This is a genomic window from Enterococcus sp. DIV0970a (assembly GCF_051711265.1).
GTDB lineage: Bacteria > Bacillota > Bacilli > Lactobacillales > Enterococcaceae > Enterococcus_D > Enterococcus_D casseliflavus.
In genome coordinates this window covers 174,261-199,376 of sequence record NZ_JBIOMF010000001.1, presented here as the reverse complement: position 1 = coordinate 199,376, position 25,116 = coordinate 174,261, and the positions used below count along the sequence as shown (strand labels likewise).

The 25,116-nt window shown below is 42.6% G+C and carries 22 protein-coding genes; 6 read left to right on the top strand and 16 right to left on the bottom strand.

The annotated features are described in order from the left end of the window. Positions 1–171 precede the first annotated feature (171 nt). The 4 genes from IGK14_RS00925 to IGK14_RS00910 all read right to left on the bottom strand — a co-directional run bounded on the left by IGK14_RS00925 (position 172) and on the right by IGK14_RS00910 (position 4,662). A complete protein-coding gene (locus tag IGK14_RS00925; RefSeq protein WP_010748592.1) occupies positions 172–1,236 on the bottom strand; it encodes a bifunctional transcriptional activator/DNA repair enzyme AdaA in 1,065 nt (354 codons plus the stop codon). A 295-nt stretch (positions 1,237–1,531) separates the two neighbouring features. Continuing rightward, positions 1,532–2,044, bottom strand: a complete 513-nt coding sequence (locus IGK14_RS00920; protein WP_010748591.1) for a hypothetical protein — start codon at positions 2,042–2,044, stop codon at positions 1,532–1,534. Positions 2,045–2,056: 12 nt separating this feature from the next. Next, positions 2,057–3,163, bottom strand: a complete 1,107-nt coding sequence (locus IGK14_RS00915) for a glycosyltransferase (protein WP_034695274.1) — start codon at positions 3,161–3,163, stop codon at positions 2,057–2,059. Positions 3,164–3,174: 11 nt separating this feature from the next. Then, entirely contained in the window at positions 3,175–4,662 is a 1,488-nt protein-coding gene (locus tag IGK14_RS00910; protein ID WP_010748589.1) for a phytoene desaturase family protein, read from the bottom strand. Between the two features lie 746 nt (positions 4,663–5,408). On the opposite strand from IGK14_RS00910, the gene IGK14_RS00905 reads away from it, so the two are divergent. Then, positions 5,409–5,786, top strand: a complete 378-nt coding sequence (locus tag IGK14_RS00905) for a DUF7006 family protein (protein WP_010748588.1) — start codon at positions 5,409–5,411, stop codon at positions 5,784–5,786. A 201-nt stretch (positions 5,787–5,987) separates the two neighbouring features. On the opposite strand, the gene IGK14_RS00900 is transcribed toward IGK14_RS00905, so the two are convergent. Then, positions 5,988–6,521, bottom strand: coding sequence for a hypothetical protein (locus IGK14_RS00900; protein WP_228074092.1), 534 nt, complete (start codon positions 6,519–6,521; stop codon positions 5,988–5,990). Positions 6,522–6,544: 23 nt separating this feature from the next. After that, positions 6,545–7,486: a helix-turn-helix domain-containing protein gene (locus tag IGK14_RS00895; protein WP_438711455.1), complete on the bottom strand. Its 942-nt coding sequence runs from the start codon at positions 7,484–7,486 to the stop codon at positions 6,545–6,547. Positions 7,487–8,234: 748 nt separating this feature from the next. Here IGK14_RS00895 and IGK14_RS00890 point away from each other — a divergent pair. Beyond that, positions 8,235–9,722, top strand: a complete 1,488-nt coding sequence (locus IGK14_RS00890) for a helix-turn-helix domain-containing protein (protein ID WP_010748585.1) — start codon at positions 8,235–8,237, stop codon at positions 9,720–9,722. A 160-nt stretch (positions 9,723–9,882) separates the two neighbouring features. On the opposite strand, the gene budA is transcribed toward IGK14_RS00890, so the two are convergent. From budA to IGK14_RS00875, 3 genes are all read right to left on the bottom strand, one after another. After that, entirely contained in the window at positions 9,883–10,599 is a 717-nt protein-coding gene (gene budA, locus IGK14_RS00885; protein WP_010748584.1) for an acetolactate decarboxylase, read from the bottom strand. Positions 10,600–10,617: 18 nt separating this feature from the next. Further along, positions 10,618–12,270, bottom strand: a complete 1,653-nt coding sequence (alsS, locus tag IGK14_RS00880; RefSeq protein WP_010748583.1) for an acetolactate synthase AlsS — start codon at positions 12,268–12,270, stop codon at positions 10,618–10,620. A 254-nt stretch (positions 12,271–12,524) separates the two neighbouring features. Beyond that, positions 12,525–13,484 (bottom strand): alpha/beta hydrolase, encoded by a 960-nt coding sequence (locus IGK14_RS00875; protein WP_010748582.1) that lies wholly within the window; start codon positions 13,482–13,484, stop codon positions 12,525–12,527. A gap of 218 nt (positions 13,485–13,702) precedes the next feature. Here IGK14_RS00875 and IGK14_RS00870 point away from each other — a divergent pair, with 218 nt between their 5' ends. Continuing rightward, on the top strand, positions 13,703–14,629 hold the full coding sequence (locus IGK14_RS00870) for a methyl-accepting chemotaxis protein (protein ID WP_010748581.1): 927 nt from the start codon (positions 13,703–13,705) through the stop codon (positions 14,627–14,629). 100 nt (positions 14,630–14,729) lie between these two features. Here IGK14_RS00870 and IGK14_RS00865 read toward each other — a convergent pair whose 3' ends face one another. The 3 genes from IGK14_RS00865 to IGK14_RS00855 are packed head-to-tail and all read right to left on the bottom strand — an operon-like array spanning position 14,730 to position 18,255. Beyond that, positions 14,730–15,503, bottom strand: coding sequence for a hypothetical protein (locus tag IGK14_RS00865; RefSeq protein WP_010748580.1), 774 nt, complete (start codon positions 15,501–15,503; stop codon positions 14,730–14,732). 4 nt (positions 15,504–15,507) lie between these two features. Then, complete coding sequence (locus IGK14_RS00860) at positions 15,508–16,893, bottom strand: hypothetical protein (protein ID WP_010748579.1); 1,386 nt, start codon at positions 16,891–16,893, stop codon at positions 15,508–15,510. A 45-nt stretch (positions 16,894–16,938) separates the two neighbouring features. Then, positions 16,939–18,255: a hypothetical protein gene (locus IGK14_RS00855; RefSeq protein ID WP_010748578.1), complete on the bottom strand. Its 1,317-nt coding sequence runs from the start codon at positions 18,253–18,255 to the stop codon at positions 16,939–16,941. 426 nt (positions 18,256–18,681) lie between these two features. Between IGK14_RS00855 and IGK14_RS00850 the strand changes: the two genes are divergently transcribed. Further along, positions 18,682–19,818 (top strand): serine protease, encoded by a 1,137-nt coding sequence (locus IGK14_RS00850; RefSeq protein WP_081116135.1) that lies wholly within the window; start codon positions 18,682–18,684, stop codon positions 19,816–19,818. A gap of 109 nt (positions 19,819–19,927) precedes the next feature. On the opposite strand, the gene IGK14_RS00845 is transcribed toward IGK14_RS00850, so the two are convergent. The 4 genes from IGK14_RS00845 to IGK14_RS00830 all read right to left on the bottom strand — a co-directional run bounded on the left by IGK14_RS00845 (position 19,928) and on the right by IGK14_RS00830 (position 23,216). Next, on the bottom strand, positions 19,928–20,428 hold the full coding sequence (locus IGK14_RS00845; protein ID WP_010748576.1) for a hypothetical protein: 501 nt from the start codon (positions 20,426–20,428) through the stop codon (positions 19,928–19,930). Between the two features lie 241 nt (positions 20,429–20,669). Further along, the gene (locus IGK14_RS00840) at positions 20,670–21,098 is read right to left on the bottom strand and encodes a DUF1761 domain-containing protein (protein ID WP_010748575.1); all 429 of its coding nucleotides are present in this window, start codon (positions 21,096–21,098) and stop codon (positions 20,670–20,672) included. Positions 21,099–21,205: 107 nt separating this feature from the next. Further along, positions 21,206–22,552 carry an amino acid permease gene (locus IGK14_RS00835; protein ID WP_081116136.1) on the bottom strand — a complete coding sequence of 449 codons (1,347 nt, stop codon included), beginning with the start codon at positions 22,550–22,552 and terminating at the stop codon, positions 21,206–21,208. A 295-nt stretch (positions 22,553–22,847) separates the two neighbouring features. After that, complete coding sequence (locus IGK14_RS00830; RefSeq protein ID WP_034695268.1) at positions 22,848–23,216, bottom strand: YxeA family protein; 369 nt, start codon at positions 23,214–23,216, stop codon at positions 22,848–22,850. Positions 23,217–23,536: 320 nt separating this feature from the next. On the opposite strand from IGK14_RS00830, the gene IGK14_RS00825 reads away from it, so the two are divergent. Together IGK14_RS00825 and IGK14_RS00820 are read left to right on the top strand one after the other, a co-directional pair. Continuing rightward, positions 23,537–24,088 (top strand): GNAT family N-acetyltransferase, encoded by a 552-nt coding sequence (locus IGK14_RS00825; RefSeq protein WP_010748572.1) that lies wholly within the window; start codon positions 23,537–23,539, stop codon positions 24,086–24,088. A gap of 75 nt (positions 24,089–24,163) precedes the next feature. After that, positions 24,164–25,090 (top strand): ROK family protein, encoded by a 927-nt coding sequence (locus tag IGK14_RS00820; RefSeq protein WP_010748571.1) that lies wholly within the window; start codon positions 24,164–24,166, stop codon positions 25,088–25,090. Positions 25,091–25,116 lie beyond the last annotated feature (26 nt).

Below are 25,116 nucleotides of genomic sequence, written 5' to 3'. Positions count from 1 at the left end.
CACTAACGACGGTCCTCGCCTTTTCTCTATGAACCCGCCAAATCTAAGAAAAAAAGCGGAACTTATGAAAGGTTCCATAAGTTCCGCTAAATATATATTTCAATGAAAAGGATTCGATCCATTCCATGTACCGATCAATGAAGCGCTGATTCCGACGCATACTTGTCTTTTTTAGATCATTGTGGTCGGCTGCACCTGTTTTTCCAAAGCCAGCAGCCACTTTTTGCGTTCGACACCGCCGCCATAGCCGCCGATGCTGCCATCGCTATTGATGACGCGGTGGCATGGAACGATCAACGCCAATTGGTTTTTTCCGTTGGCATTGGCAACAGCTCGGGTAGCTTTTTCATTGCCGATTCGCTGTGCCAATTGTTTGTAGGAGTATGTTTCTCCGATCTTCATCGCCAACAGCTGCTGCCAGACGGCTTTCTGAAAATCGGAGCCGATCAATGCAATTGGAATCGTGAAAACAGTTCGATTTCCTGCAAAATATTCCGTCAGTTCTTGCTTGAGTTGCTGAATGATTGCTGTTTGCTGCGGAATGATCACTGCATTCAAGCGGCTTCTCAAAACAGCAATCTCCGTTTCTAGCCCTCTGCGATCCACGAATTCTAACAAGTAAAGCTGCTGCTGGTCGCTGATCGCCAACATCGATCCCAGCTTGGTCTCAAGCCAAGCAGAAGAAAGAATCGTTTTTTCGCGGCTGTTGGAAGGCAACTCCCCCATAATCCGAGAAAACGCATCTCGAAAGCCGTTGCCAGAATCGAAACCGGCTTCTAATTGCGCTTGGATCAGCGGTTCTCCTTCACGAATCTGCTTAAACGCTAATCCTAAGCGGCGTGCACGGGAGTATTCGATAAAGGTCATGCCAAAATATTTTTTGAATTGTCGGCGTGCGGTATTGGGATGGATCGCTAGTGCTTCAAAATCTTTGTCGGTCCACTTTTTCTCTGGGTTACTCTCCACGGCTTCCACCAGGCTTTTCACGTCAGGGGATAAGTGGCTAGGCGAGCTGAGCGGGCGACATCGTTTGCAGGGACGATACGCCGCCAGCAGCGCTTCTTGTGCCGTCTGAAAAAACTCGCAATTTTTTTTGAGCGGTTTTTTCGCTGGGCAGGTGGGACGGCAAAAGACGCCGGTGGTTTTTACCCCAACGTAAAAAATCCCTTCATATTGGGAATTTTTTTCAATCAACATGTCGTAATAGTGGTCCCGTTGTCGGCTATCTTCAATCATCTTGCGCATCCCTCCCTCTTTTCTACACTTACAAAAATACTTCGTGCCTGTCCAAACACACGATCAACCAATGTAGCAGTCTGCAATGGCAGTTCGAAAATTTGCCCACATCCTTCTGATGACATACGATCACCCTTTCCTCTGAATGACCTTAGTGTACAAAAAACGGTCTTGGCACATCCCATAAAAATTAACACCAATTTTTTAAAAAAGATCGAAGGCAGTTGCCCTCCGATCCTTTTGATTTCCAGTTTGCCTATTTTTCAGCGAATCTTAAAGCGGCACCTACAGGAACCTAGACCGGCGCCTTCTGCTTGACTTGCAGGGCACTTTTTTTCCGCAAGACTCGCTCTAAACGGGGGCGATTGTAGCGTTGGATCATGATAAATGGGCAGTTAGCCAATAACGCATAGACGATCATCACCCAGCCCGCCCACGCAGGATTCCAGAGGAAAAAGAACGGTGCTGGAACCATCAGCAGCCAATGGGTCAGCTCTGCTCGGCGTGTCTCGATGACGAATTTTTCCAGATAGTCCTTTTGCTGTTGAGCCAAGCGGGATTTGTCAAAGCCTTTTTTGGCAATCACAGTGCCGTCGGGCAATTTGTCTTTCCACTGACGAATACGAAACACGTCCGCCCAGATCCTACCGCCTTTTTCAAAGGCAAAAGAACGGAACCAGTTGGCATGACGTTCAAAAAAGGCATCACTGACTTTGCGCAAGCCAAAGGAGATGCCTAGATGAAACAGCAGCCAAGCCAAGCTGTCTGTAATGAGCAAGAGCAGTGGGGATAAGATGATCAGCGGCATGTGCATCGCCTCCTATAAATTGATTTTGCGTCCTTTCCAGGTCACGGATTTCAACAAATGGGTTTGGATCCACGACCAACCAAATAAGCCTAGGAAAAAAAGAAAGTAACATGGGAAAAAAAGCAGCAGGATTCGGTTGAAGTTGCCGACACGGCGGGCAAAGCACAGAGTTTGTCCAAAATAAGCAGCATAAAAAAGCAGTCCTAGCCAAAGCGGTTCCATCAGAAATGGTGCCGCCAGTACCCCAATGCCGCCGCTGATCCACAAGATGACGCCCGCCATAATCAAAGGGTGAGTGGATTGCGAAGCAGTGGCAAAGTCCTTCGTCCAGCCTTGAACAAGTTGACGAACACCAGCTGGATACATCCGAAAGGCCACCAAGTCTTTTCCACCATACAAGGCGATCGGCAAGCGTTTTTTCTTAAAGCGTCTCGCTAATGCTAGATCATCTAAGATTCCTTGTGGCATGTCCTGATGTCCATTGGCTTGAAGGTACGCAGTTTTGCTGCACAAAATACACGGACCAAAGGCGCCGCCAGCTGAGAGTTTTTCGCCTACGATAGAAAAGCGGTTCAACCCGACAGGTAAGACGACATTAAAGACGGCAGACAGTTGTTCATACAGGCGCTTCGTTTGATGATAGGGCTGCACCGAGAGCAGTCCTTGTCCCGATCGCTCCTCATACGCAGCGAAAAGACGCTCTAAGCCATCTTCTGCTAGAAAGAAGGTATCGGCATCCAAAAATAATAGATACTTGCCCACCGCTTGTGAGGCGCCTAACCAACAAGCCGCCGCTTTCCCAGCAGAATCAGCAGTGGTTTGCAAGACCGTCGCACCGAAGCCCTTAGCACAGGCGATCGTCTCGTCTTCCGATCCGTCATCAACCACCAAAATCTCCACAGGATGAAGGGTTTGCTGCTGCAAGGACGCCAACAATTGCGGCAAATTTTCTGCTTCATTGCGGGCGGGGATGATGATCGACAGTTCTCCCCTCTCCGTCAAGTCTTTGGATGCGGCTGTCTCCTTGCGGGTGGGTATCGTCGGCAGGCGGAAAAAAATCAGCCAGCCTGCTAGCCAAGCAGCGCAAATACCAGCGAGCAGCAGGTACACAGTCATCATCCTTTCTTGTCTTAGTGTTCTCTTTTGGTGATCATCTCACTGACTTGCTGGCCACTGAGGGTCACCATCGGCATGCCGGCACCTGGATTGACCGTACCGCCAACGAAGTATAGATTGTCGTAGCGTTCGCTGTGTTTCGGGTGTTTAAAGCCATGATTTTTCTTGCGGTTAGAGACCGTGCCGTAGATGGCGCCACGATGTGACAAATAATTCTTTTGGATGTCTTCGGGTGTCCAGCGGTCTTCATACACGATGTGCTTACGTAGATCTGTTAAACCCATGTTTTCCAGCTTGATCAAGATCCGTTCACGAAAGGCATCGTATTCCGCTTCCGTAAAGGGTTTATCCTGCAAATAAGGGATATGAGGCAAGATTTTGATGTTCTCATGCCCTGCCACTGTTTGCGAAGGATCGGTTTTGTTGGCATTGACCAAATAGATCGTTGGGTCTTCTGGCAGCTGATGCTGATGGAAATTTTGATCAAAGTTTTCTTTTGAGGCATTTGAAAAGAAAAAGTTGTGATGGGCCAATTGCGGATAGGAGGTTTTGACCCCTAAGTGCAAGACAAAACCAGAACTTGCTGGTTCAAATTTTTCTTCCAGTTTTTGAGTAAAGGTCGGCGCTTCTTCTAACAGCTCTTCATAGGCCGGGATCACTTCCATGTTGGAAACAAAATAGTCGGCTTCGATCAACGTGCCATCATCCAAACGAGCGGCACGGATCTGTTCCTGTTCAACGATCAATTTTTCCACTTTGTGTCCCGTGTGGAAGGTCACACCGATCTCTTTTGCTAAGCGAACGATGCCTTCGGCTAAACGATGCATCCCGCCTGGCACGTACCAGACACCTTGGGCATGCTGCATATAGATCATCATGTTCAAGACGGCTGGGGCGTCATAAGGAGATGAGCCGACATACTTGATAAAATAGCTCAGCATGTCTTGCAGCTGCGGATTGCTGACACGTTTTTGAATAGCATCATGCATCGAAGAGAAATAATCAAAGCCTTTCAGCGCTTTGATCACGCCATGATACTTCAAGATTTCTTTCGTGGTATCTAAGCCTTTCTCAAAATAGCCTTTTTCTGTGATTGCATAAATCTTTTGCGCATAGTCCAAAAAGTCTTGGTACTCGGCCATGTCTTTTTCCGACAAGTGCGGGTTTTCCTTTGCCATACGTGCAAGATCGCCATAGAGATCGATCTTGGTTCCATCAGGAAAAAAGGAGCGCCATTCCAATGGCAATCGGCGAATCGCAACATAATCTGCCATATTGCGATTGCTGCCAGTAAATAATTTTTCGAAAATCTGCGGCATCGTCAAAATCGAAGGACCTAAGTCAAAGCCGAAACCGTTTGTTTCCAGTCGGTTCAACTTGCCGCCTAAGTGTTGATTTTTTTCATATAATGATACATCAAAGCCATTTTGGGCTAATGAGACCGCCGCTGATAGACCACCAAGTCCGCCGCCGATCACTACAACTGTTTTTTTCTCTTTCATTGAATTGCTCCTCGTTTGCTTTAATGAACGTCCCTATTTAGCCAAACCTTCTCGTCAAAACAGACGGTTGCTTCTCACTGCAACTGCGTTTCTTGGCACTGTTTTGGCATTGGCAACTTGAATCAAAGGATCGTTTTTCTAGATAATTCTATAGTATCACACCTTTGAAAAAATGACGGGGATGAGCCTACCGGTCATGGGATGACAGGAAAGTCTCCCTTACATGTATCCCGACATACTGGAGGCTGACAGTGATGTACTGAATGAAGATCTGATTGCGAAAAGAGAAAAATCCAACTATATCAATGATTTTTTTCCAGCATTTCGAATCAGTTATTCGCCTAATATGTCGATCGTACCCCTAAACATACAAGCAAGGTGCCAAGCAGTTGTATCGAGTCCTCCAGTGAGATTAGAATCAATGATATTAGTGGTTATGATTTATAAGGTATAGAAAAAAATAATTTTGCTGAGCAACAAAAACTATTTATTTTAGCTGAACTAGAAAAAGCAGTATTATTCTTTTTTTATATTTATATATAAAAAAGTTCTTCTTATGGATACGAAAAAAAAAATTTGAGACAGTTGATTGAATCATGTAAATTGGAGATACAAACAAATGATGATCTCCGATTACTATTTGACAGGAGGCAAACCATTCTAATTTTACAATTCAACGGTCAATCATTTATATATATTGCTCGAAAATTTCCAAAAAAGTTTACATATCACTAAGGAGAATCCATATGAAATTAAAAACAATCCGATCAGCTGAACAATACTTGAATTTCTTTGATGATGAATTTATTCATTCATTTTGTTCTTATGAATATCCTAAGATTCATGAATTTTATCTATCTTTACGAGAAAGATTCTTAGATATATATGAACAATCTGATGACAATTTTTTTGAAAAAATGTCATCATTACTAGATATTGATGCGCAATTACAAATTTTAAGAGAACTTTATGTTTTAAAAAACTCTTCTTTAAATGAATACACGGAAGAAGAGATTATCAAATTGACAATAAATGATAAAAAATGTTTTTATCGAGAGTTAACTGGTCTGAATCTAAGTCAAAAAGCTCCTTGGAGTCTAATCTATTTAAGTGAGCTACAATGACAACGACCTGCTCTCATTTCGAAATGATTGCTCTCTCCCAAAGGCTACTATCCATCTATAACTTCCCTACTTCCCCTATCCCCAAAGCAATGATGGATAAAATTATGCCTTGAAAAAAATAGAACATACCTTCTAGTACAAAAATCGTAAGCTAGGAGATATGTTCTATTTTATTTATCCAAAAATTTTTATCAACTAAATCTATAAAAGATCCTTTAAAGCAAATTGTCTAGTTACATTTGGATTAATTCGATCTATCAAGCGATTCCAATCAGCCGAAGTTGGAATCGTCTTGAAAAAAATACATTCTACGATATCACGAAAATCTGCCGCATGTTCAGCGTAATTTGTCACGAGCAAATCAATATTTTTTTGCATTATGTACTCTGCATTTACTTCGCCAGAATCTGGATAATACAGCTGATGTGCATGCCCAAAATACCTCTTAGACCATCCTTCAATATACTGGACAATATTATTATTTCCTTCAAAAATAAAAGCAATATTTTTTTGGGGAAACCAATAACGTTCACGCACAGCTTCAATATAGATGACTAGGTTTGCACAAAAATCCACTAAATATTCTTCCGAAAACATCAATTGATAAAATTTATTGTTTTCTAAAAAGCATTTATAGGTATAAAATTCCTTCGAAAACGTATCTTGAATAAATTCATTAACGTCATTTATATTTCTGTTAGCAGATGTCGAAAGACACTCTTTGAGTTTAGCCATCGTAAAAAAAGATTCTATTAAAATCAAATCATTTTTTTTCTTTTTCCAGTAGATTTCATTTCCAGCAATTGATAAAAACTATTTGTCAATTCACCTATCTCCGGCCAATGATTATAGGAAAGACAAAATTTTTGTTCAACGATCACTTCTTGTAATTTCTTTTTTGTGATGATACTAACAAATAAAAATATAATTTCATCACTCGTAAAATAAAAGTGAAAATATCTACGTATAACTTCATTGATTCTTTGATAATGCATAAGTTGGATACTGTGTCTTAACGCATGGTGTAGTTCATCTTTAATTAAAACCGTCTCACCTCGTAGAAATCGCTCGATAGAGATATAAAGTATATAAGAATATTGCGAAAAAGAAGCGGTGTGGTAGCTGCTTTTATCAAATAGGCCACTAATCTCCTTCACCGCTTGTTGCACAGCAATAGAAGGAAAAACAGTATGAGGAGTGATGTCTGTTTCATAAAAAAACGTACAAAAAAAATTACGTATATCCGCTTCGTTTCCAATAATATTCACTGGATCATTAGCGAGTTCTAAATCAAAATGAATAAGTTGTTTGCGGACACGCTGTAAATATTTTAAAAGCGTTGCTTTAGATAAATAAAAGTGATCAGCCCACTCGTCAATGGACTTTAATTCTCCTATAAAAATATTCTCCAACAGAATAAATAAAGGTTCGTTTGCTAAAAATGAGGCTTTTTGTTGCTCGTAACATGCATAGTCAAATAATTCAAAACAGTATCCTAGATTTGTTGAAGATATACGAACTAACTCTCCAAAATATTCATTTAGATAGCCAATATCTTTTCCAATAGTTCTAGTCGTACTATTTGTTAGTTCAGAAAGGTGACTTGCACTACAAATTTCATTTTTTTCAAATTCATTTAGAATCTGTAACCATCTTGCTACTGATTTATTTGTCACAAAACTTAATTGGAAATTTTTCAAATAAAAGCTCCTTGCTTGAAAAAAGTTAATTTTGGACGAGTGATTATATGAAATACCCAAATGATGTAATTATATAGATTTAGACAGAAAGAAGAAAATTGACATTTTCATAAAGTGGTGAAATAAGGATTTTCTATAAAGTAACTTTCCTATAATATTCATTTTATCTTTTAACGGAAAATGCGCAAGAATTTAGCATTTTATATGGTTTATTGAAAAATTTAGTGATTTTCCAACGATATATTTTCTTAATTTAAACATCTATAATCTATTTCCTTTTTATAGTAAGATAATATTGAATGATTAAAGAAAATACTCTTCGTGCTTTTTTTAATGCTGTCTTCTCTATCTAAACTACATTCATTTCTTTTTTCATTGTTTAAAAAATATTATCTGTTATTATATCAATATTGGATATTTTTAATGGTATTATCTTGACAATTTCCTTTAACTGAGCCTTTATTAGCGGGTCATCATCTATGCCCTACAACCAGCGTCTTTGTAGAATCCTTGGCAGAACTTAATTTAGATTTTTGCTATACTGATGTAGCCGATTTTTAGTATAGTATGCATTTGTATTTTGTAACTACTAATTTTAATAGAAATCTCGATTTTCTTTCTTATTGGGCTTTTTACATTGCACACTTTCACTATTCTATTTCATTTTGATGATCAAATTATATTTCCTAAAAGGGTTGTATTTTTTATAATAGAATAAATTCACACAAGTATTTCCTAAGAGGCTGAAATGAAAACATTTCAATTAAAATTTATGAAAAACAACTCACTTGTTCGTTGGTTAAAGCTTTTGGACAAGTTTGAAAAAAAAACTACCTGCACGTTAGGTGAGTTGTCAAAAGTTACTAACAGTAGCTCTCGAACATTGATTTCTGATATAGCAAACATCCGAAATTATTTTCATGGTACGATAGAGATAAGCTCTTCTAAGGTCGGCTATTTTTTTGAAGAGATTGATGGGGAAGCTTATAGAAGAAAAAAACAAAATTTAGTGAAAGATGAACCTATTTTTTTAATATTGGAAAGTATCTTTTTCAACGAATTACAGTCTTTGATGGATTGGAGCTTAGCCCTTAACATTTCCGAGCAGGCATTAATTAGTTACTTTAAAAAGATCGAAGTATTTTTACAGCCTTTTAATCTTCATATCGAAACAAATCCAGTGAATTTTGTCGGTTCAGAAATTGATATTCGAAAATTTTTCTGCCTATTTTATTATGAATCTGACATTAATGTTAACACTATTTTTCCTTCAATTAATGTCCAAGAAGCGGTTATTGAGATCACTGATCTATTAAAAGCGAAGCAATTGCAGTCTTCATCGTTCTCTTATTTTGCCTATGTCCTTTACTTGTGCGTGGAACGAAGTAAACGTGGTTTTTTAGTAGAGCCTAACCCAGAGTTAGTGTCAATGATTCAACAAAATGATTTACTTCCTCATTATGAATCTTTAAATCAGATTATGCAGCGCCATTTCGAGTGTGAATTACCAAAATCTGAAGCAATTTATCTATTTACTTGTGTGATTTGTCGCCGCAAGTTAAATGATACTTCCAGTGAAAACTTTTGCCGCAACTACAACCACTGGCCAGAGCTGAAACAATTAGCCCATGATTTTTATGCAAAAAATAAAGGCAACAGCTTCGATGAACAAAAAGACTTACTTTGGTTAGAAGCTTTTTTTACAGTAATAAAACTGCAGGAATTATTATCTCCCTCAATGACCATTAATATCGATGACCTCAATTACTTCGTCCAAGAAAAATTTGCTCAAGAGTACCAAAAAAATTACTATTTTCTCCACAATCACCCACTAGTAGAGAAGGTTTATTCGTTACAAAATTTAGCTGATATCTGTGCTAGCTTGACGTTGCATATGGAAGCTATAAAGGAAGAAAATTGGGGATCTCATCGAACGATTGCAGTGATATTTGAAGGTAATGACTACGTATGCGAATATGCTGAAAGTATCGTTCGTCGTTACCTAGATGCCTATCATACAATGTACTATCCTGATTCAAATGAACTATCACATGAATACTTGAAAGAAAAAAAAATCGATCTTTTGATTACCAATTATTCAGAATATACAACGGAATATTTACTTGATGTCGAAAGTGTATTGCTAAAATCGATTCCAGATGCCTCTGATTGGAATCGGCTACTCAATCATATCAATCCACGGATTTTACATTTAGTAGTGCTTGACAATCAATAGACTATTCCATTTTATTCCTGTATTGTTACGTGAATAGAGCAACTAAAACTATTAAATAAAGCCAACGCTTCCTATCTTCCTAAGAGGACCAGCGTTGGCTTTTTATTGGGAAAGTAATTTATTCTTACGTCATAAATTGCCATTCAATTTTAAATCTCTTTTATTCGGCAGCTTCAATATCTTTGGCGATTTTTGCGACATCGATCTCCCGCTGCAAGTAGTCTTGGTTGTCGATAGGAAAATGCTGACGAAATTCGGCTAGTTCCATCAATTCGACTTCACCAGCTGCCACTTCAAAGTCTAAGACATGGCCAGCAAATGTCCGATCATCACTAATAAAATGCAGGTGGAAACCAGCAGCCGCAGCGCCGTGGAACAACAGCGGGGTAAAGAATCCGACGATCGTTCCGCTGATATTTTCTGTCTGAAATTCGGGCTGATGCTGGATGATCTCAATGAATTTTGGATATGGTTTTTCTTGCTTTGGGGCAACGCGGACGTGCATCTTGGTAAATACCCCATGGATTTTGACAGCGGAAAACAAATTCGGGCTGACTTCGGTCAGGACGTGGTTTTTCACTTCTTCATCGGTCATTTCTTGGCTAACCTGCAGGTGCTTCGCCGCAGAAAAATCAACGACTGCCGCATAGGGGGTTCCTTCATTGCCTTGGAGCACTCGCACCTTGCCCGACTCGTCTACATGGTAGATTTCACCATCTAAAATAATCACTTCACCATTGGAACCAGCCAATGTACCGATCCCAAAATCGCCATATTCAAGCATTTTGCCGATTTGCTCCGTGCCATCCATTAAATCCTGCATCAACCCACCTAGGGTGCCATGCTGATATAAATAACTTTTGTTTTTCACTTTCATCTTGCTGCTCCTTTGGTCTTAATAAAATTGATCAGGTAGGATCGTTTTGCCAAGATCGGCATTATCTGAATAATCCACAGGGATATCAATGATCACTGGACCATCCGTTGCAAAGCCTTCTTCGATGGCTGCCATCAATTCTTGTTTAGTGGTTGCCCGTAAGCCTTTGGCACCAAACGCTTCGGCATATTTTACGAAATCAACGGGTCCAAAATCAACCCCAGAAGCACGATCATATTTCATTTCTTCTTGGAATTTCACCATATTGTAGGTACCGTCATTCCAAATCAAGTGAATGATGTTTTGTTTCAAACGGACAGCTGTTTCTAACTCTTGGGCAGAAAACAAGAAGCCGCCATCGCCAGATACAGAGATCACTTGAGTATTTGGTCGCACGAGCGCTGCAGCGATCGCCCATGGCAAAGCGACTCCTAAGGTCTGCATGCCATTACTAAAGAGCAGATGCCGTGGCTCATAACTACGGAAATGACGGGCCATCCAAATGTAATGGCTGCCGACATCCACTGTTACCGTCATGTCGTCGGTCACTTCTTGTTGCAAAGCATCGATGATTTCCAAAGGATGCAAGGTATTGTTGCTGCCTTCGACATCCGCTGGTTTTTCATTGAGTTTGGTTTGCAGCGTCGTTAAATAGTTTTGGGCGTCTTCGCTCAAGTGATACTGATCGATGGCTTTTGATAGTTGTTCAATAATTTTCGCGATACTGCCCATCAGTTCAACTTCTGGCTGCATAAATGGATCGATCTCCATCGGTACTTCATCGATAACGATCACGCGGGCATCTTTTTCCGCATTCCAGTTGCGGGCTTCGTATTCGATCGGGTCGTACCCCACAGCGATCACTAAGTCGCTGCGTTTCAACAGCATATCACCAGGCTGATTGCGGAATAAGCCGACGCGGCCAAAGAAATGCTCTTCTAATTCACGAGAAATGATCCCAGCACCTTGGAAGGTCTCTACGACAGGCAACCCAGTTTTTGCAACTAACTGACGAATCGCTTGTGTTTCTTTCACGCCTGAAGCCCGCATCCCTAAGAGTAAGACAGGCAGTTTGGCTTCTTTGATCCGATCGACGAGTGCCTGGATATCTTCTGCATCGGCACTGCCTAATTTAGGCGAAGATAGAGGTTTGATCGCCGCCCCTTGAACGGTTCCGTCTGTCACATCTTGAGGAATGGATAAAAAGCTCGCCCCTTTTTTCGCTGTTTTTGCGATGCGAAAGGCGTTGGCAATACTTTCAGAAAGGGTTTCAGGATCTTGGACTTCACTGCTGAATTTCGTGATCGGCGCAAACAACGCCGCATTATTCATGCTTTGGTGGGTCAATTTTGAAAGGTCAGAACGCTTCACTTGGCCTGCTAGTGCCAAGACGGGATCACCTTCGGCAGTTGCCGTGACCAACCCAGTCGCTAAATTACTGGCTCCTGGTCCACTTGTTGCAATGACGACTCCTGGCTCTCCTGTCAGGCGACCGATTGCTTGTGCCATAAAGGCCGCGTTTTGTTCATGTCGTGCCAAGATCAACTCTGGTCCTCGATCACTCAACACGTCAAACACGCCATCGATTTTTGCACCGGGAATCCCAAAGATATAAGGCACCCGATGATTTTCTAAACTTTCAACAATGATTTCTGATCCTTTTGCACTCACTGTATTACCTCTTTTCAAAAACTGTATTAATCACAATACATATAATAGCACTTTTTATTTATTTATCAACGAAAAACACTCATTAAAATCTGTATTACAAAAGCGAGTTTTTTTAGAGAGCGTTTGCATCTGCTTCAGACTGCAGGTGTACGTCTTTCAATTTTTCCGACAAAAAAAGGAGTGGATCGCTCCACTCCATACATCCTTTTCTGTATCAGAACACCGCATAAAAAGAAGCTTCTTTCGTCGGTTTCTTATTCTGCAGGGACATTTTTTTCCGTCAGCCAACCGACAGCCAGTGTCATGGCCGCTCGTGCGGCTTGGGTCTGATCCATCGCATTGACCATCACAAAATCATGGATGATCCCTTGCATCCGTGCTTGGGTGACTTCCACGCCAGCTGCTCGTAAATGCTGCGCATAGGCTTCCCCTTCATCCCGCAAGACATCTGCTTCGCCTGTAATGATCAACGCTGGCGGAAGATCGGCTAACTCCTCTTTGGTCGCGCGTAGTGGAGAAGCGGTCATTTGATCCCGCTGTGTTTCATCCGTCGTGTATTGATCCCAGAACCATTGCATCCCTTCTTTGGTTAGAAAATAATTTTCGCCGAATGCTTCATACGAAGGCGTATCAAAGCGGGCATCTGTCACAGGATAAAACAATAATTGCTGTGCGATCGGAATGCCGCCACGGGCTTTCGTCAACAAGGTCATAACCGTCGCCATGTTCCCACCTACGGAATCGCCAGCCACGGTCAAACGGCTAAGGTCTAAGCCTTTGACATCGACAAATCCCGGTAATTGCTGCAAGACCGCATAATTTTGTTCGATCGCCGTTGGGTATTTTGCTTCTGGTGAACGACTATATTCAGGAAAAATGACGATCGAGTTGGTTCGTACCGCCAATTCACGGATCAATTTATCATGAGTCGCGGCACTGCCGAAGACCCAGCCCGCACCATGGAGATAATGAATGACAGGGAGAATCGCATGATTTCCTTCAGGACGAACAAAACGAACATTGATGGTCCCCCATTCGCCTGTATCTACGGTCTGATCTTCTATCTCAACCGCCAATTTATTGACGGGTGACTCTTGGACTTGTTCCAATAGTGCGCGCCCTTCTTCTGGCGGTAATTCATAGATCCGTGGGTGCGGTGCATTTGCCTCACTAAATTCAACGGCTGCTTTTTCCAACGAAATTCTATCTGTCATACGATTCTCTCCTTTTGTTTGAAATCGTTCGTGTTGACCTTAAGGGTACCACCAAGTCATTCTGATGCAAAGAATCTTGCTTCCTTCTGCTTCCAGGCATTTCGCTCGACAAAAAAGGTGGTTTTTGCACTCTTAACTGCCTTGCCTTCATCACCGATAACTGTAAGACACTCGCTGTGTAAACTTCCCAAAAAACTGAAAGGCGTAGGTAAGTACGTATGAAATTCACATTAGATGAAACACAAAATAACCGTCTGCTCGCTGCTATTTTTCAAGAACTCGCTGTCATAGTCTTTGATCCGCAAAAAGAAGTTGTTTTCGCCAATGCCAACATGACGGATATCCTAGGTTATAGCCAAGAAGAAATCATTGGCTTGCCGCATCGGACCTTTTGTTTTGACCATTATGCTGCCAGTACGGATTACCAAACTTTCTGGAATCAACTGCTTTACTCAAAGCAACGGTTTCAAGACAAAATCATTCGGAAAAACAAACAAGGAGAAAAACTGATTTTAGAAGGGATCTACTTCCCCGTCCTCGATGAGCAGCAAGAAGTCGTTAACGTCGTCAAAATCGCTTTTGACATTACCCAAAGAGAACAAGCCTTAGCGGTCACTATCAAAAAAGTGCAAGAAAGTGCTGCTTCCCTGACACGACTTTCTGCCAACGGACACCAGCAAGTCGATCATTTGTCAGAGAACTTGGCGCAAGTCAAACAGCTGTCTGATCAAAATCAAGCAACGACCCATGCCTTAGAAATGGATAGCCAACAGGTGACAGCGGTGCTGCATGACATCGACCGCATTGCGCAACAAACCAAACTGCTGTCCTTCAATGCTTCCATCGAAACGGCACGGATCGGCGAACAGGCAGCTGGCTTTCGGGTGGTTGCGGATGAAATGCAAAAATTAGCTGAACAGACCAAGCAGTTGACCCAAACCATTGCCGCAACCATGCAAGCCATCAACCAACAAGCCTTAGTCGTGTTAGGTAGTGCCGATTCGACGACCATGAAAATCAGTGATTCGCAAAAAAGCCTCGCTGCCGTTTTGCATTCTTACGACACGCTGCGAACGACGGCCAGTCTATTAAACGATGAAGCCGAGTATTTATCAGAAACCAACGACGCTGAGTTGGAAACCTAGAAATCAAATGAATAAAAAAAGAGCGCCGCTGTTTGCGACGCTCTCTTTGGTTTTCTAACTAATAAATTGATTCCCTATTTGATTTTATTGATACTCAGCACTAGCCAGCCTCCCACCCTTGCAACAACTGCTGTAATTCTTGCAAAAATGATTGGGTCGTAAAGCCCAATGCTTGAAGAGGAACACGATATTCCTGTTGAACCACCAAAAAACTGCCAAAGATTTTATGTTGGACCTCAAAGGCGAGGTTTTTCCAAATACTCCACGAAAAACTGGCTATTCGTTTTTCTTTCTTTTCGTAGGTGCACAAATACACTCGCTCGATACCAAAAAGCAGCCCCGCATTCGCTTTCTTGCCAGTCATCTGTGCCGTTAGCAGTGCCAGAGGCGTCTCCGTTTCAGGCACTTGAAAACTGGTAAGGACTTGTCTTTGCCATTGCCGTGGCAGCACTTGTCTTTCTCCAGAAAAATAGAACAAAAAATCTTGCTCTTGCAAAAAAGCATTCAAACGAGTTTGTCGCTCCTTGACTGGATCGCGTGGCGCCCGCTGAATCAAAGACGTCTGATTCATTGCCGATTGCTTTGACTGCTTGTGATCACTTGAACCCCCTGCCGCTGAGGAGTTTCCCATGGGAAGAGGATCCATCGTTTGGTTGGCAGCAGCTGACTGACTGATTTTCTTCAGCAACACAGCAAGGTGCGTCAACGAAAGCTGTTTTGCTGCCATAGAATTGGCATGTGGGCTTTTGGTAGGATCGAAAGATTGTTTGATCACCATTTTCCCACGACAATACAGACAAATCGCCGTGCCAGCGTCCCAATTGACTTCTAGTTCTCCTAAGCAGTGTGGGCATTGAATCGGAATAATATCCATTGAATCATCCTTTCGTTTCGATACAGGTATCGGAGCTATCCGTGGTAAAGATACGGATCGTATTCCAGCTGACAAACGCCAGCAGCACTAGAAGCGATAAGCCATAAAAACCGAAATACCAAGTCAGGATTGCTAAAAAAAGGATCAAGGCAAATTCATACGCCATGTTTTCCAGACCGCTGTAAAATACTGTCTTTCGGACGAGTTTCTTCCTACGGGCTTCAAAAGCTTTCTTCACAGCAGCCGTTGATCCATCCGACTGACTCAACGCCTGAGAAAGTTCTGCTTTGAATCTGCCGTACTCTGAGAAAAACTTAACCTCTGGTACGAGCAAGAAATACCACGTCGCAAGACAAGCAATCAGCAAGATGACCGCTGAAGCGAGCAGACTAAAGGCAACAGCAGGCATTAAAAAGCCACCAAAAAGAACATTTAAAAGGGTCCCTGAAATTATTCCGAATGAAAAAAAGGTATAGCAGAACTGCCATAGGACACTGCTGGTTTTGGAAAAACTTTTTTTCACTTGCACGAGCTGTTCACATTCAGGAAGCTGGGTTGGAAAAAGACGTTCAGCATCGGTGCCATCAGCCACGAAAGAATAGGTTTGGTTTCCGTACTTGAATTCGCCAATGTAATAAGGAAAATACAGTTTTTCCGTATCACATTGTTTCGGAAAAAGAGTCAGTTGAACCTCATTGGCAACCTCTGCTCCCACCAAATGGTCTTTGGCTTTTGCTTCAAAGACTTCCAATAGATGGGTATCAGCAAGTGCTGCTTCTCTGGAAATATCAAAGGGCAACACCTGAACGTCTTGGCTAAGTGCCGAAAACTGCTGCATATCCGTGCAATAGGCGGCACCTTTTTGAAGATGCAGCGGCAGCTTGCCATTGATACTGTAATCCGCTTCTTTTTGGGTATCCGTAGGGAAATATTCATTGAAAACCGTTGTGTTTCCGCTGTTATGTAAAGAAATGTCGGCAGTAATGCGCCCACTCTCCCTCTGCTGTTCCTCGTGGACATAGCTTCCTCTCACTTGCGCATCATAAGCAATTTGAAAATAATACATCGGGATGAATACACGTTTTAGATGAACCATCTCTAGCTCAAAAAAGATACTTTCCGAGATGGTCTCTTGCCAGGCTAGTTTATTTTTCAACGCCTCTTCACATGCCTTTTCATCATAGGCAAACGGATAAAATCCTTCTTTGACGGTCCCTTGAATGCGTGGCAACTCTTTCAGCGAGACGGCTTGGTTTGTTTGTTCCTGTTTTTTTTGTTCCGGTTTGATCAACAGCTCATTCAAGCAATACTGACAGACTGCTTTTCCTGAGTCCCAATCAACTTCTAGACGCCCTAAGCAACTGGGGCATTGGATTTGTGTGATTTTCATTTTTTCTCCTTTTTTATGAATCATTTTTTTCAACAAGATGGCTTATCAAAAAAACCGACGAATGTTCCAAATAATATTCCAAATAAGGGTAGCAACCACGACCACATAAGCGAGTGTATCAAGCCATTCAGAAAATTTCCTGATTCTTGCAAGGTGCTTCCCACGCTTCTCATAGTTTGCTAACAAAGCTGCCCCAGCCGTTTTCTTACCTAATAATTCTATTTTAAGCTCATCTCTAAATTTTTGGACTGTTTTGAGATACTGTTCTTTTAGAAAGTGCAACACTATCCCCGATACTACCCAATAGACGGCAGTTGGCAGGGAACTCATGACAATCCCCCCTATGACAACTCTGAACACTCTTCCTAGAGGGAGCCATTCAGAAATGAATAGTGCAAAGAACAGCAGGAGCACACCTAACGTAAAAAAGAGTACGGAGGACCAGCCAAAAACCTTGCGAGCTTTTGAAAAATTCGCAACCGTTTGTAAGGTTTCTTGGCATTGTGGGATAATCGGCAGCTTCATTCGGTCAGGATCTTTGCCGTCGATCGCAAATTCAAAGGATCGCTCTTGGTACTTGAAGGTGCCCATATACAGCGGAAAGTAGAGCTTTTCTGTTGCACAGCTGATCAGGGAAAGATCTAGGTGCAGCTCTTTTAGATGATCGGCAGATTCTTTCTTCTGGATCACCGCATTCGCCTGGGCTCTCAGTTCCGCTTGTTTTTCAGAACCAAAGAGCGCCTGCTCTTGCTCAATATCAAAGGGAAAAACATGAATAGCATGTGCTGAGACTAGCTGTTGAAATTCCTTTTGATCGGTACTAAAGTACGGTTTTCTTTTCATTTCATCATTGACCTCGAAGCTCTGAGGAATTTCTTGCTCGATCACCTCCGAACTGCCGCATTGATAGAGTATGACCGTCTCATCTGGATGGTCGCCGCGCTTCTTTTCCCACGTGGTCGTATGCGAGCCGTCCCAAGCAATGGAATGGGTATCGTAGCCAAAGGCCCCCTCCCATTGCATCGTATAGGTCACCTGAAATTCATAAATCGGAATAAAATATCGTTTTACCTCGCTGACTTCAAGATGAACGACAATGTCCTCAGGAACTGATTCCTGTTGGATCAGCCATTTTTTCAAGGCATTTGCTACCTCGTCTTCATTAAAGGTAAACGAATAAAACCCTTCTTTGACTTCTTGAAAAACTACGGGAGCTTGTTCATTCGAAGCTTCTTGCGTTTGTTTTGGCGGCGAATGTAGGACTGACTTCGTTAAGCAATACTGGCAGACTGCTTTTCCTGTCTCCCAGTCAACGGTTAACTGACCCAAGCAGCTGGGACATTGGATTTGTGTGATTTTCATTGCTTCTCCTTTTGCACATACTGATTTTCTTATCAATGAAGTGGCTTGGTTGCAAGTGAGGGGGAATATCTTTTTTATGGTGTTAGTTGGGGGAAGCAGCGAAGGAAAGCTGCTTGTTTGCAGGTAGTTGCTCGCTCTCATCCGTTTGTTCGAAACATTTTTTCCAGTGATGAAGCAAACAAGTGTATTTGTACCAAGAGCTGTTTATCCAAAAAAACAACCGCAAACGAAAAACAACTCTTTACATATGATTTTATAATAAAAAATACCTTAAATCTATTTAATATTGATAAAAAATAATTGCTGATTTGCTAGTTGAGCTTCTTCCGTACGCTCAGCAACCCTTACTAGTCGGTTATTGATGGCGGATACGTTAGTAAAAATGTTATAATTAAAATATTCACAAGAAAGGAATTGGAAAGAGTTATGGGGATGTTTATTTTTGTTATAGGTTTTTTGACAATGGTTGTAAGCGGAATCTTTTTTATTCTTGGATTGATCAAGAAAAAGCCGCTTCGCAACAAAATCGTTATTTTTATGGGTGGTTTTCTCTTATTGATTGGCGGGGCACTATTGACTCCTGCAGCAACACCGGAGCTTCACGTAGATGAAGCAGAACTGGTTACGAATGAGCAAGGCGAAGCGGCGATCACTGGGCGAACCAACCCAGAAGCGCAACTGACGATCAACGGGGTGGAGGTTTCGCTGGCGGACGAAACATTTTCTTATGCTGTCCAACTGGAAGATGAAGAGGAACAGGAATTTACTGTCCAAACCTCCATGGGTGGAATCACTAAAGAAGAGGTCGTCACCGTCAAACCTTCTCACGCATTTCTAGCGAGTTTGCAAGCTGAAAAACAAGAACAAGAAGCACTGGTAAAAGCCGAGACGGCACTGGCTCTTGCCGAAACCCAGCCAAACCAAAAGAATTACAACGAAGCCGTGACGCTGATTCATGCTTTAAGTAAAACCTACGAAGATCTCGCTACTCGGCTCGCGGTAGTTGAAGACCATCTTGCCATCGGCAAAGCCCTTGATACTGCTGAAGCTTCTCTTGAACGCAGTGATTTCGATCAGGCAAAAGAATTGGTCGCACAAGCGGTTTTGAATAAGGAAACGTTTGAAAGTCGGTTATCCACTGTAGAAACCAAGATTTCTGAGAAAGAAGCAGAAGCCCTCGTTACAGAAGCTGTCCAAGCGGTGGAAGCAGCAGAGGCGGAACCGACAAAAGACCGACTCGCTCAGGCAGAGGATGCCGTCGCTCGTCTCAAGACCCCCGATGAGGAATTAGCTGCTCGAACGAAAACAGTGGCGCAAACGATCATTGCCAACGAACAAGCAGCCGCCCAAGCCAAGGCGGAGGAAGAACGACAAGCAGCGGCAACTGTGCCAGAACAAAGCCAGCCAGCCGCTGCTAGCAACCAAGCCCAAACGTCGGTCCTCGTGACACCAACAGGTTCGAAATACCATACGAGAAAATGCGGCAACGGTACCTACACGCCTGCAACTTTAGCAGAAGCGCAAAGTCGCGGACTTACTCCTTGCGCAAAATGTTTTCCGTAATAGCCACTAAGTTTTGCAACGAAAAAAAGACAAACCTCATTTTTGTCTAAGGTTTGTCTACTGTCTGAAGCGGTTGTCTCGTCGGAGGCAGCCGTTTTTTTGTCACTTGCTAGTTTTCCTCATACGAAAACTCGTACTCGTTTTGTTCATCATCGATCAGACGCTTGTCATTGTTGTCCGCCATTTTGAATACTTTCTCAAAATCATCGCCAGTCATGCGCACTTCCTTTTTCTCTTGATCAATGATCACTTGGGCATTGGTCACTTCAAAGGTGTGCATAGGACCGATGTCTGCCGCAGTCAGTGCTTTGCTTTTGGGAAACTCTGCTTGTAGTGTTTCGTTGATTTGCGCTAATTGCGTCTCTTGTTCTTCTACCAAGTCCGCAGGTTCCTGATTCGGATTGGTAAAAAAAGTCAGCGTTTTATTGACAGTGATTCTTCCATCTTCAAATAGATACAAAGCATATTGTTGATGACTGTTGCTATTGGTCAATACTTGATTCGCAGCTGCAGAGTCAACCCCTGAGCTGCTGCAGCTTGTCAAGAAAAATAGTGTCCCTAAACAAACGACAGCAAATATTCCTCTACCTAACATGCTTTTCGTTTTCATTTTTTCCTCCTCTTTGCCCCTAATTTTGTTTCTTTGATGATTTTTCCGCAATCCGCGGATTTAGGTTTCCTACAGATTAAAGTGCTTTTAGTATAGCATAAATTATTTGCTTTTATAGCTATTTTTTATAGTAAGATTAATTTTACGCACAAAAAAACCAACCTTGTTGAAACAAGATCGGCTTTCTTTAGGATTGATTCGTTGAGACCTTTGAACGCTCTCGCTGGGGTATGATCGTTGCCTACTGTCCAATCAAGCCGACAACAAGTCCTAAAACGATCACTCCTAGAAACCCATTCACAAGGTGCAACCCGACTAATTTGCGGGACTGTCCCGAGTAAACAGCCATCACGAAGGTGGCGACCCCATAAACCCCTAACCACAATAAGCAAGCGACTTGCAAGGAGGTCATCAGCCAACCATCATGATCGAATTTTGCAAACCAATAGACGACTTGATAGGTCGCTTCTGATAAGAGGATCCCACCAACGATCGTGCCGCCAAAGGTAAAGAGCATGTCACCGGTCGTCATCTGCTGATCAGCCATCTTCTCTGTCATTCCTGATTCTTTCGCCCAAAACTTGCCCCACTTATGCATCGGGTTGTAAAGCAGACTTTCCACCACGACCCAGCTGAGGGTGCCGAAAATCAATGTCCAAAAATTAACCATTTTCGTTTTCTCCTACACTTTATTTTATCGTCACATTCCTGAGAAACGAAGAAACAACCGAACGCGGGGTTCCTTCCCCATCAGTTTATGTCTTAAGGGACGTTTCTTCAACTTTTTTCACTGGTTTCCTCAATTTTTCGATGGTTCCAATAAAAACTAAGAAAAATGATCGTATACAATAGTGCGGTGAAGCCAGTGACCGCCAATGGGTTAGTGATCAAAATACCGACAAACAGCAAAATCAGTGCAAGGATCGCCCCACTCAAGAAAATCGTATAGCCCATTTTCTTCTGCTTGCGTACCAAAACAAACGCAGCCGCACTGATCAACAACCAAATCAGCAATACAGTATAAGACAGGGAGCCTGCTAGATAATTGAAGAGTTTGTCGCCTAAAAAGTAAGAAAGAACGACCCCAAGATATAAAGTACCGCTGCAAAACATGATCGCTCGTTGGGGCACGCTGTTTTTATTCAGCATCGTAAAGCGGCTTTTTTTCTGGCCATTGTTGCTTAATCGGAAAAACAACGTTCTTGAAGAAGCATAGACTCCAGAATTGATTGACGAAAACAAAGCCAAAATAATCACTAAATTGACGATGTCGGAGGCAAACGGGACATGGATTTTTTGAAACACCATCACAAAAGGACTGACATTTGGATCGGCTAATTGATTCCACGGATAAATGATCAGTAAAAGAAACAAGGGAATGATGTAAAAAGCGGCAATCCGAGTCATCACTCCTTTGATTGCTTGCGGGATCGCTTTTTTGGGATTTTCCGCTTCACTGATCGTAATGGCTACTAACTCAGAACCGCCGTACGAATAGATTACGACCAGTAAAGAATTGATAAACCCTTTGATGCCATGGGGGGCAAAACCACCATAGTCTGTCATTTGTCTCATCGTCGGGAAAAAGCCCAAATCAAAGACTTGCGTGGCAACCAGATAGAGACCCACCAAGATCAACGCGATCACCACACTGATTTTGGCCCAGGAAAGCCAATATTCTGTTTCCGCAAACAAGCGAACCGAAAACAAATTGATGATGGTCGTGAGTAGTGCCAAAATCAACACAAAGATCCAAGCTGGAATATTGGGAAACCACAACTGCAAAAAGCTTGCGGCAGCGACTGCTTCGGCGATGATGTTGATCATCCACATTGACCAGTAGATCCAGTCGATGAAATCGGCTGTATGCACTCCGAGATATGGCTGGACTAAGCCCGAAAGGCCATGTTGTTTTTGGTCAGATAAGACCAACTGTCCCAGTCCTGTCATGACGACAAATAAGATCAGCCCGCAAAAAATAAACGCCAGCAAGACCGCAGGCCCCGCTAACTGGATCGCTTCACCGCTGCCTTTGAATAGGCCAGCACCGATGGCGCCACCTAGTGCCAACATAGTGATATGTCTGGTTTTCATCTGCTTTTTTAATTGATTTTTTTCTGTCATAGGTTCCTCCTTGAAAACCGTTGATCCTCCATACAAGGTGATTCTCTCACTGTTGCTATTTTTAATTATATGAATGATTTTTTTTAACTACCTCATAGAGAATACCAGACGCTTCTGCTATTGCAACGAAGAATTGAAAAAATTATCTATTTTTTCTGAAAATTCTATCATCCTCTAATCTTTTTCACCTAAATCAAATCTTGGCGAGCTTTAATCTAAGTGAACGCACGAAAAAAGCCATCTCCTAACTTGCGGGAAATGACTTCCTGTCCTTTTTTTCAAGCAGGCTTGATGATCAATGAGTCGTAACCAACTCGGCTTTGACGGCGTCAGGGAGATCTTGCTCGGTCACCTCTTGATACGACTCCACATGTTTGCCCTTTGCATCAAGCTCTAGGTAGGCATTTTCTTTTAGCTTTTGTGGTGCCCAAAACGTGATTTTTATCTTTTGCCCATCTTCATTGACTCCTTCTTGTGTATATTCGTAGGAATCGTGTTCTTGCAACACGCCATACTCGTCGGATGTTTTGACATAGACTTTTTTCTCCGGTACGAACGGATTGAAACGATCCACCAGCTGAACCAGTTCGCTGGAATCATCTTTCGTAAAATAAGACCATGTAACCAATGTGACGGTCCCGATCGTTAACACGAGCAGGATCATACTAATTGCTTTCTTCAAGTGATTGTCCTCCGTTTTTTCTATCTACCTTCAGTATAAAAAAACAAGCGATAAATATAATCAAACTTAAGGCGTATTTTTCCGTCGGTCATTGTGACTAAGGTATCAATGAAATATTTCTGCTTTTTCCAACCTCAATGTATAGACAAACAACTAAGTTCTCCTACAAAAACGTCCCTTCTCACAGGAAGACCAGACTGTTTAATAAGTATCGTGATTTTTCATTCTTTGTAGTAAACTAAACTGCAACAACTTACTTTTAAATACTCATGATTGAAATCTATAGAAAATCGAGGTGCCCCATGCTAGAAATCAAACTGATCGATCAAAAACATCAAGCTGACATCCGCTTAAAAAACGAACCCTTCTCCTTATGGGGGAAAATGCTGCCGTCTTATAATGAGGGCAGCTGGCAGTACACGATCTGTAAATTTGCATCCGAAGACATTCAGACGATGCGTTTCCCCGATGAAAATTATTGCTATGACGAAATGAGCCGAAACAGTCTGTTTATCGGTGCTTATGATGATGGAAAATGCATCGGCTTAGCGATTGTTCAAGACGCTTTTTTCAAGTATCTGCACCTCTATGACTTAAAGGTCAACACAGACTACCGTAAGCAAGGAATCGGTCAACTACTGATCCACCAGGCACTGAAAGCGGCCCTTGCCAAAGGCTATCGCGGCATCTACACACAAGCGCAGGACAACAATCCTTCTGCCTGTCTGTTCTACTTGCGAGCAGGCTTTCGTATCGGAGGTCTGGATACGGAAGTGTACAAAGGAACCAATCAGGAAGGCAAAAGTGACATTTTGTTTTATTTGGATGCAGCGGAAACGGCAGGCAAAAAATAGCTGAAAAAAGAAAAAAATTCCTCCTGCCAGATGGTACACTTAAGGCAACAATGTTTTAGAAGGTGAGGAAGAAGAATGTACGTAGGATTTGATGTTGGCGGAACAAGTATTAAATATGGTGTTTTAGATGAAAGCGGAGTGATCCTTGAAAAATCAGCGATCCCTACTAGCTATGAGCCAGCCCAGTTTTATCAGGATCTACTCACGATCATCGAAGATGCCCAGAGCCGCCACACGATTGATGGCATTGGGATCAGCGCCCCGGGGATCGTTCAAAAAGACGGCTTTATGTTAACTGCGGGCGCCATCAAATCGTTATATGGCGAAAATTTCAAAGCAGTCTTGGAAGCGCGTACAGGTTTGCCTGTGGCGGTGGAAAATGATGCCAATGCAGCAGCGATCGCTGAAAAATGGATCGGCAATGCGCAAGAGGCTGCCAACTATTTGTGTCTTGTCCTAGGCACAGGTGTAGGCGGTGGGATCGTGATCAATAATCAAGTCTACCGAGGTGCTCATGGCATGGCTGGTGAATTTGGCTGGATGGTGATCGATCAGCTGCCAGAAGAAGGCAATATCGAGGAAAGTTCCATCAATAAAAAAACTGCCGTCGTGGGCGGCTTGATTCGCCTCTACAATTTAGCGGGGGCAGCAGATCCTGGCTTTGAACCCACCCAAGACGCCAAAGAGATTTTTGACCGCGCGCAGCAAGGCGAAGCGTTGGCGCTGAAGCTGACGGACCAATTTCTGACGGATCTGTCTGTAGGGCTGATCAATTTGATCAGCTGCTTTGACCCAGAATTGGTATTGATCGGCGGCGGCATCAGTGCCAATCCTTATTTCTGGGAACGCCTGCAGGCTCGCTTGACGATCACGGAAACACGGCATGAAGCGATCAATTATTTGCGCGGACAAACCATCGCACCTGTTCGTCCAGCGAAGCTGAAAAACGACGCCGGCTTGATCGGCGCAGTCTATCAGATCCACCAACAGCTGCACCGTTAAAAGTTCGGATATGCTATACTGGTGTA

Excerpts from the sequence above, each read along its gene's own strand:
- IGK14_RS00850 (WP_081116135.1), top strand. The coding sequence starts at position 18,682 with ATGGGGATGTTTATTTTTGTTATAGGTTTTTTGACAATGGTTGTAAGC.
- IGK14_RS00845 (WP_010748576.1), bottom strand. The coding sequence starts at position 20,428 with ATGAAAACGAAAAGCATGTTAGGTAGAGGAATATTTGCTGTCGTTTGT.
- IGK14_RS00905 (WP_010748588.1), top strand. The coding sequence starts at position 5,409 with ATGAAATTAAAAACAATCCGATCAGCTGAACAATACTTGAATTTCTTT.
- IGK14_RS00915 (WP_034695274.1), bottom strand. The coding sequence starts at position 3,163 with ATGATGACTGTGTACCTGCTGCTCGCTGGTATTTGCGCTGCTTGGCTA.
- budA (WP_010748584.1), bottom strand. The coding sequence starts at position 10,599 with ATGAAAGTGAAAAACAAAAGTTATTTATATCAGCATGGCACCCTAGGT.
- IGK14_RS00830 (WP_034695268.1), bottom strand. The coding sequence starts at position 23,216 with ATGATCCTGCTCGTGTTAACGATCGGGACCGTCACATTGGTTACATGG.
- IGK14_RS00820 (WP_010748571.1), top strand. The coding sequence starts at position 24,164 with ATGTACGTAGGATTTGATGTTGGCGGAACAAGTATTAAATATGGTGTT.
- IGK14_RS00910 (WP_010748589.1), bottom strand. The coding sequence starts at position 4,662 with ATGAAAGAGAAAAAAACAGTTGTAGTGATCGGCGGCGGACTTGGTGGT.
- IGK14_RS00865 (WP_010748580.1), bottom strand. The coding sequence starts at position 15,503 with ATGGATATTATTCCGATTCAATGCCCACACTGCTTAGGAGAACTAGAA.
- IGK14_RS00890 (WP_010748585.1), top strand. The coding sequence starts at position 8,235 with ATGAAAACATTTCAATTAAAATTTATGAAAAACAACTCACTTGTTCGT.
- IGK14_RS00825 (WP_010748572.1), top strand. The coding sequence starts at position 23,537 with ATGCTAGAAATCAAACTGATCGATCAAAAACATCAAGCTGACATCCGC.
- IGK14_RS00840 (WP_010748575.1), bottom strand. The coding sequence starts at position 21,098 with ATGGTTAATTTTTGGACATTGATTTTCGGCACCCTCAGCTGGGTCGTG.
- IGK14_RS00860 (WP_010748579.1), bottom strand. The coding sequence starts at position 16,893 with ATGAAAATCACACAAATCCAATGCCCCAGTTGCTTAGGGCGTCTAGAA.
- IGK14_RS00870 (WP_010748581.1), top strand. The coding sequence starts at position 13,703 with ATGAAATTCACATTAGATGAAACACAAAATAACCGTCTGCTCGCTGCT.
- IGK14_RS00925 (WP_010748592.1), bottom strand. The coding sequence starts at position 1,236 with ATGATTGAAGATAGCCGACAACGGGACCACTATTACGACATGTTGATT.
- IGK14_RS00875 (WP_010748582.1), bottom strand. The coding sequence starts at position 13,484 with ATGACAGATAGAATTTCGTTGGAAAAAGCAGCCGTTGAATTTAGTGAG.
- IGK14_RS00900 (WP_228074092.1), bottom strand. The coding sequence starts at position 6,521 with ATGGCTAAACTCAAAGAGTGTCTTTCGACATCTGCTAACAGAAATATA.
- IGK14_RS00835 (WP_081116136.1), bottom strand. The coding sequence starts at position 22,552 with ATGACAGAAAAAAATCAATTAAAAAAGCAGATGAAAACCAGACATATC.
- IGK14_RS00920 (WP_010748591.1), bottom strand. The coding sequence starts at position 2,044 with ATGCCGCTGATCATCTTATCCCCACTGCTCTTGCTCATTACAGACAGC.
- IGK14_RS00855 (WP_010748578.1), bottom strand. The coding sequence starts at position 18,255 with ATGAAAATCACACAAATCCAATGTCCCAGCTGCTTGGGTCAGTTAACC.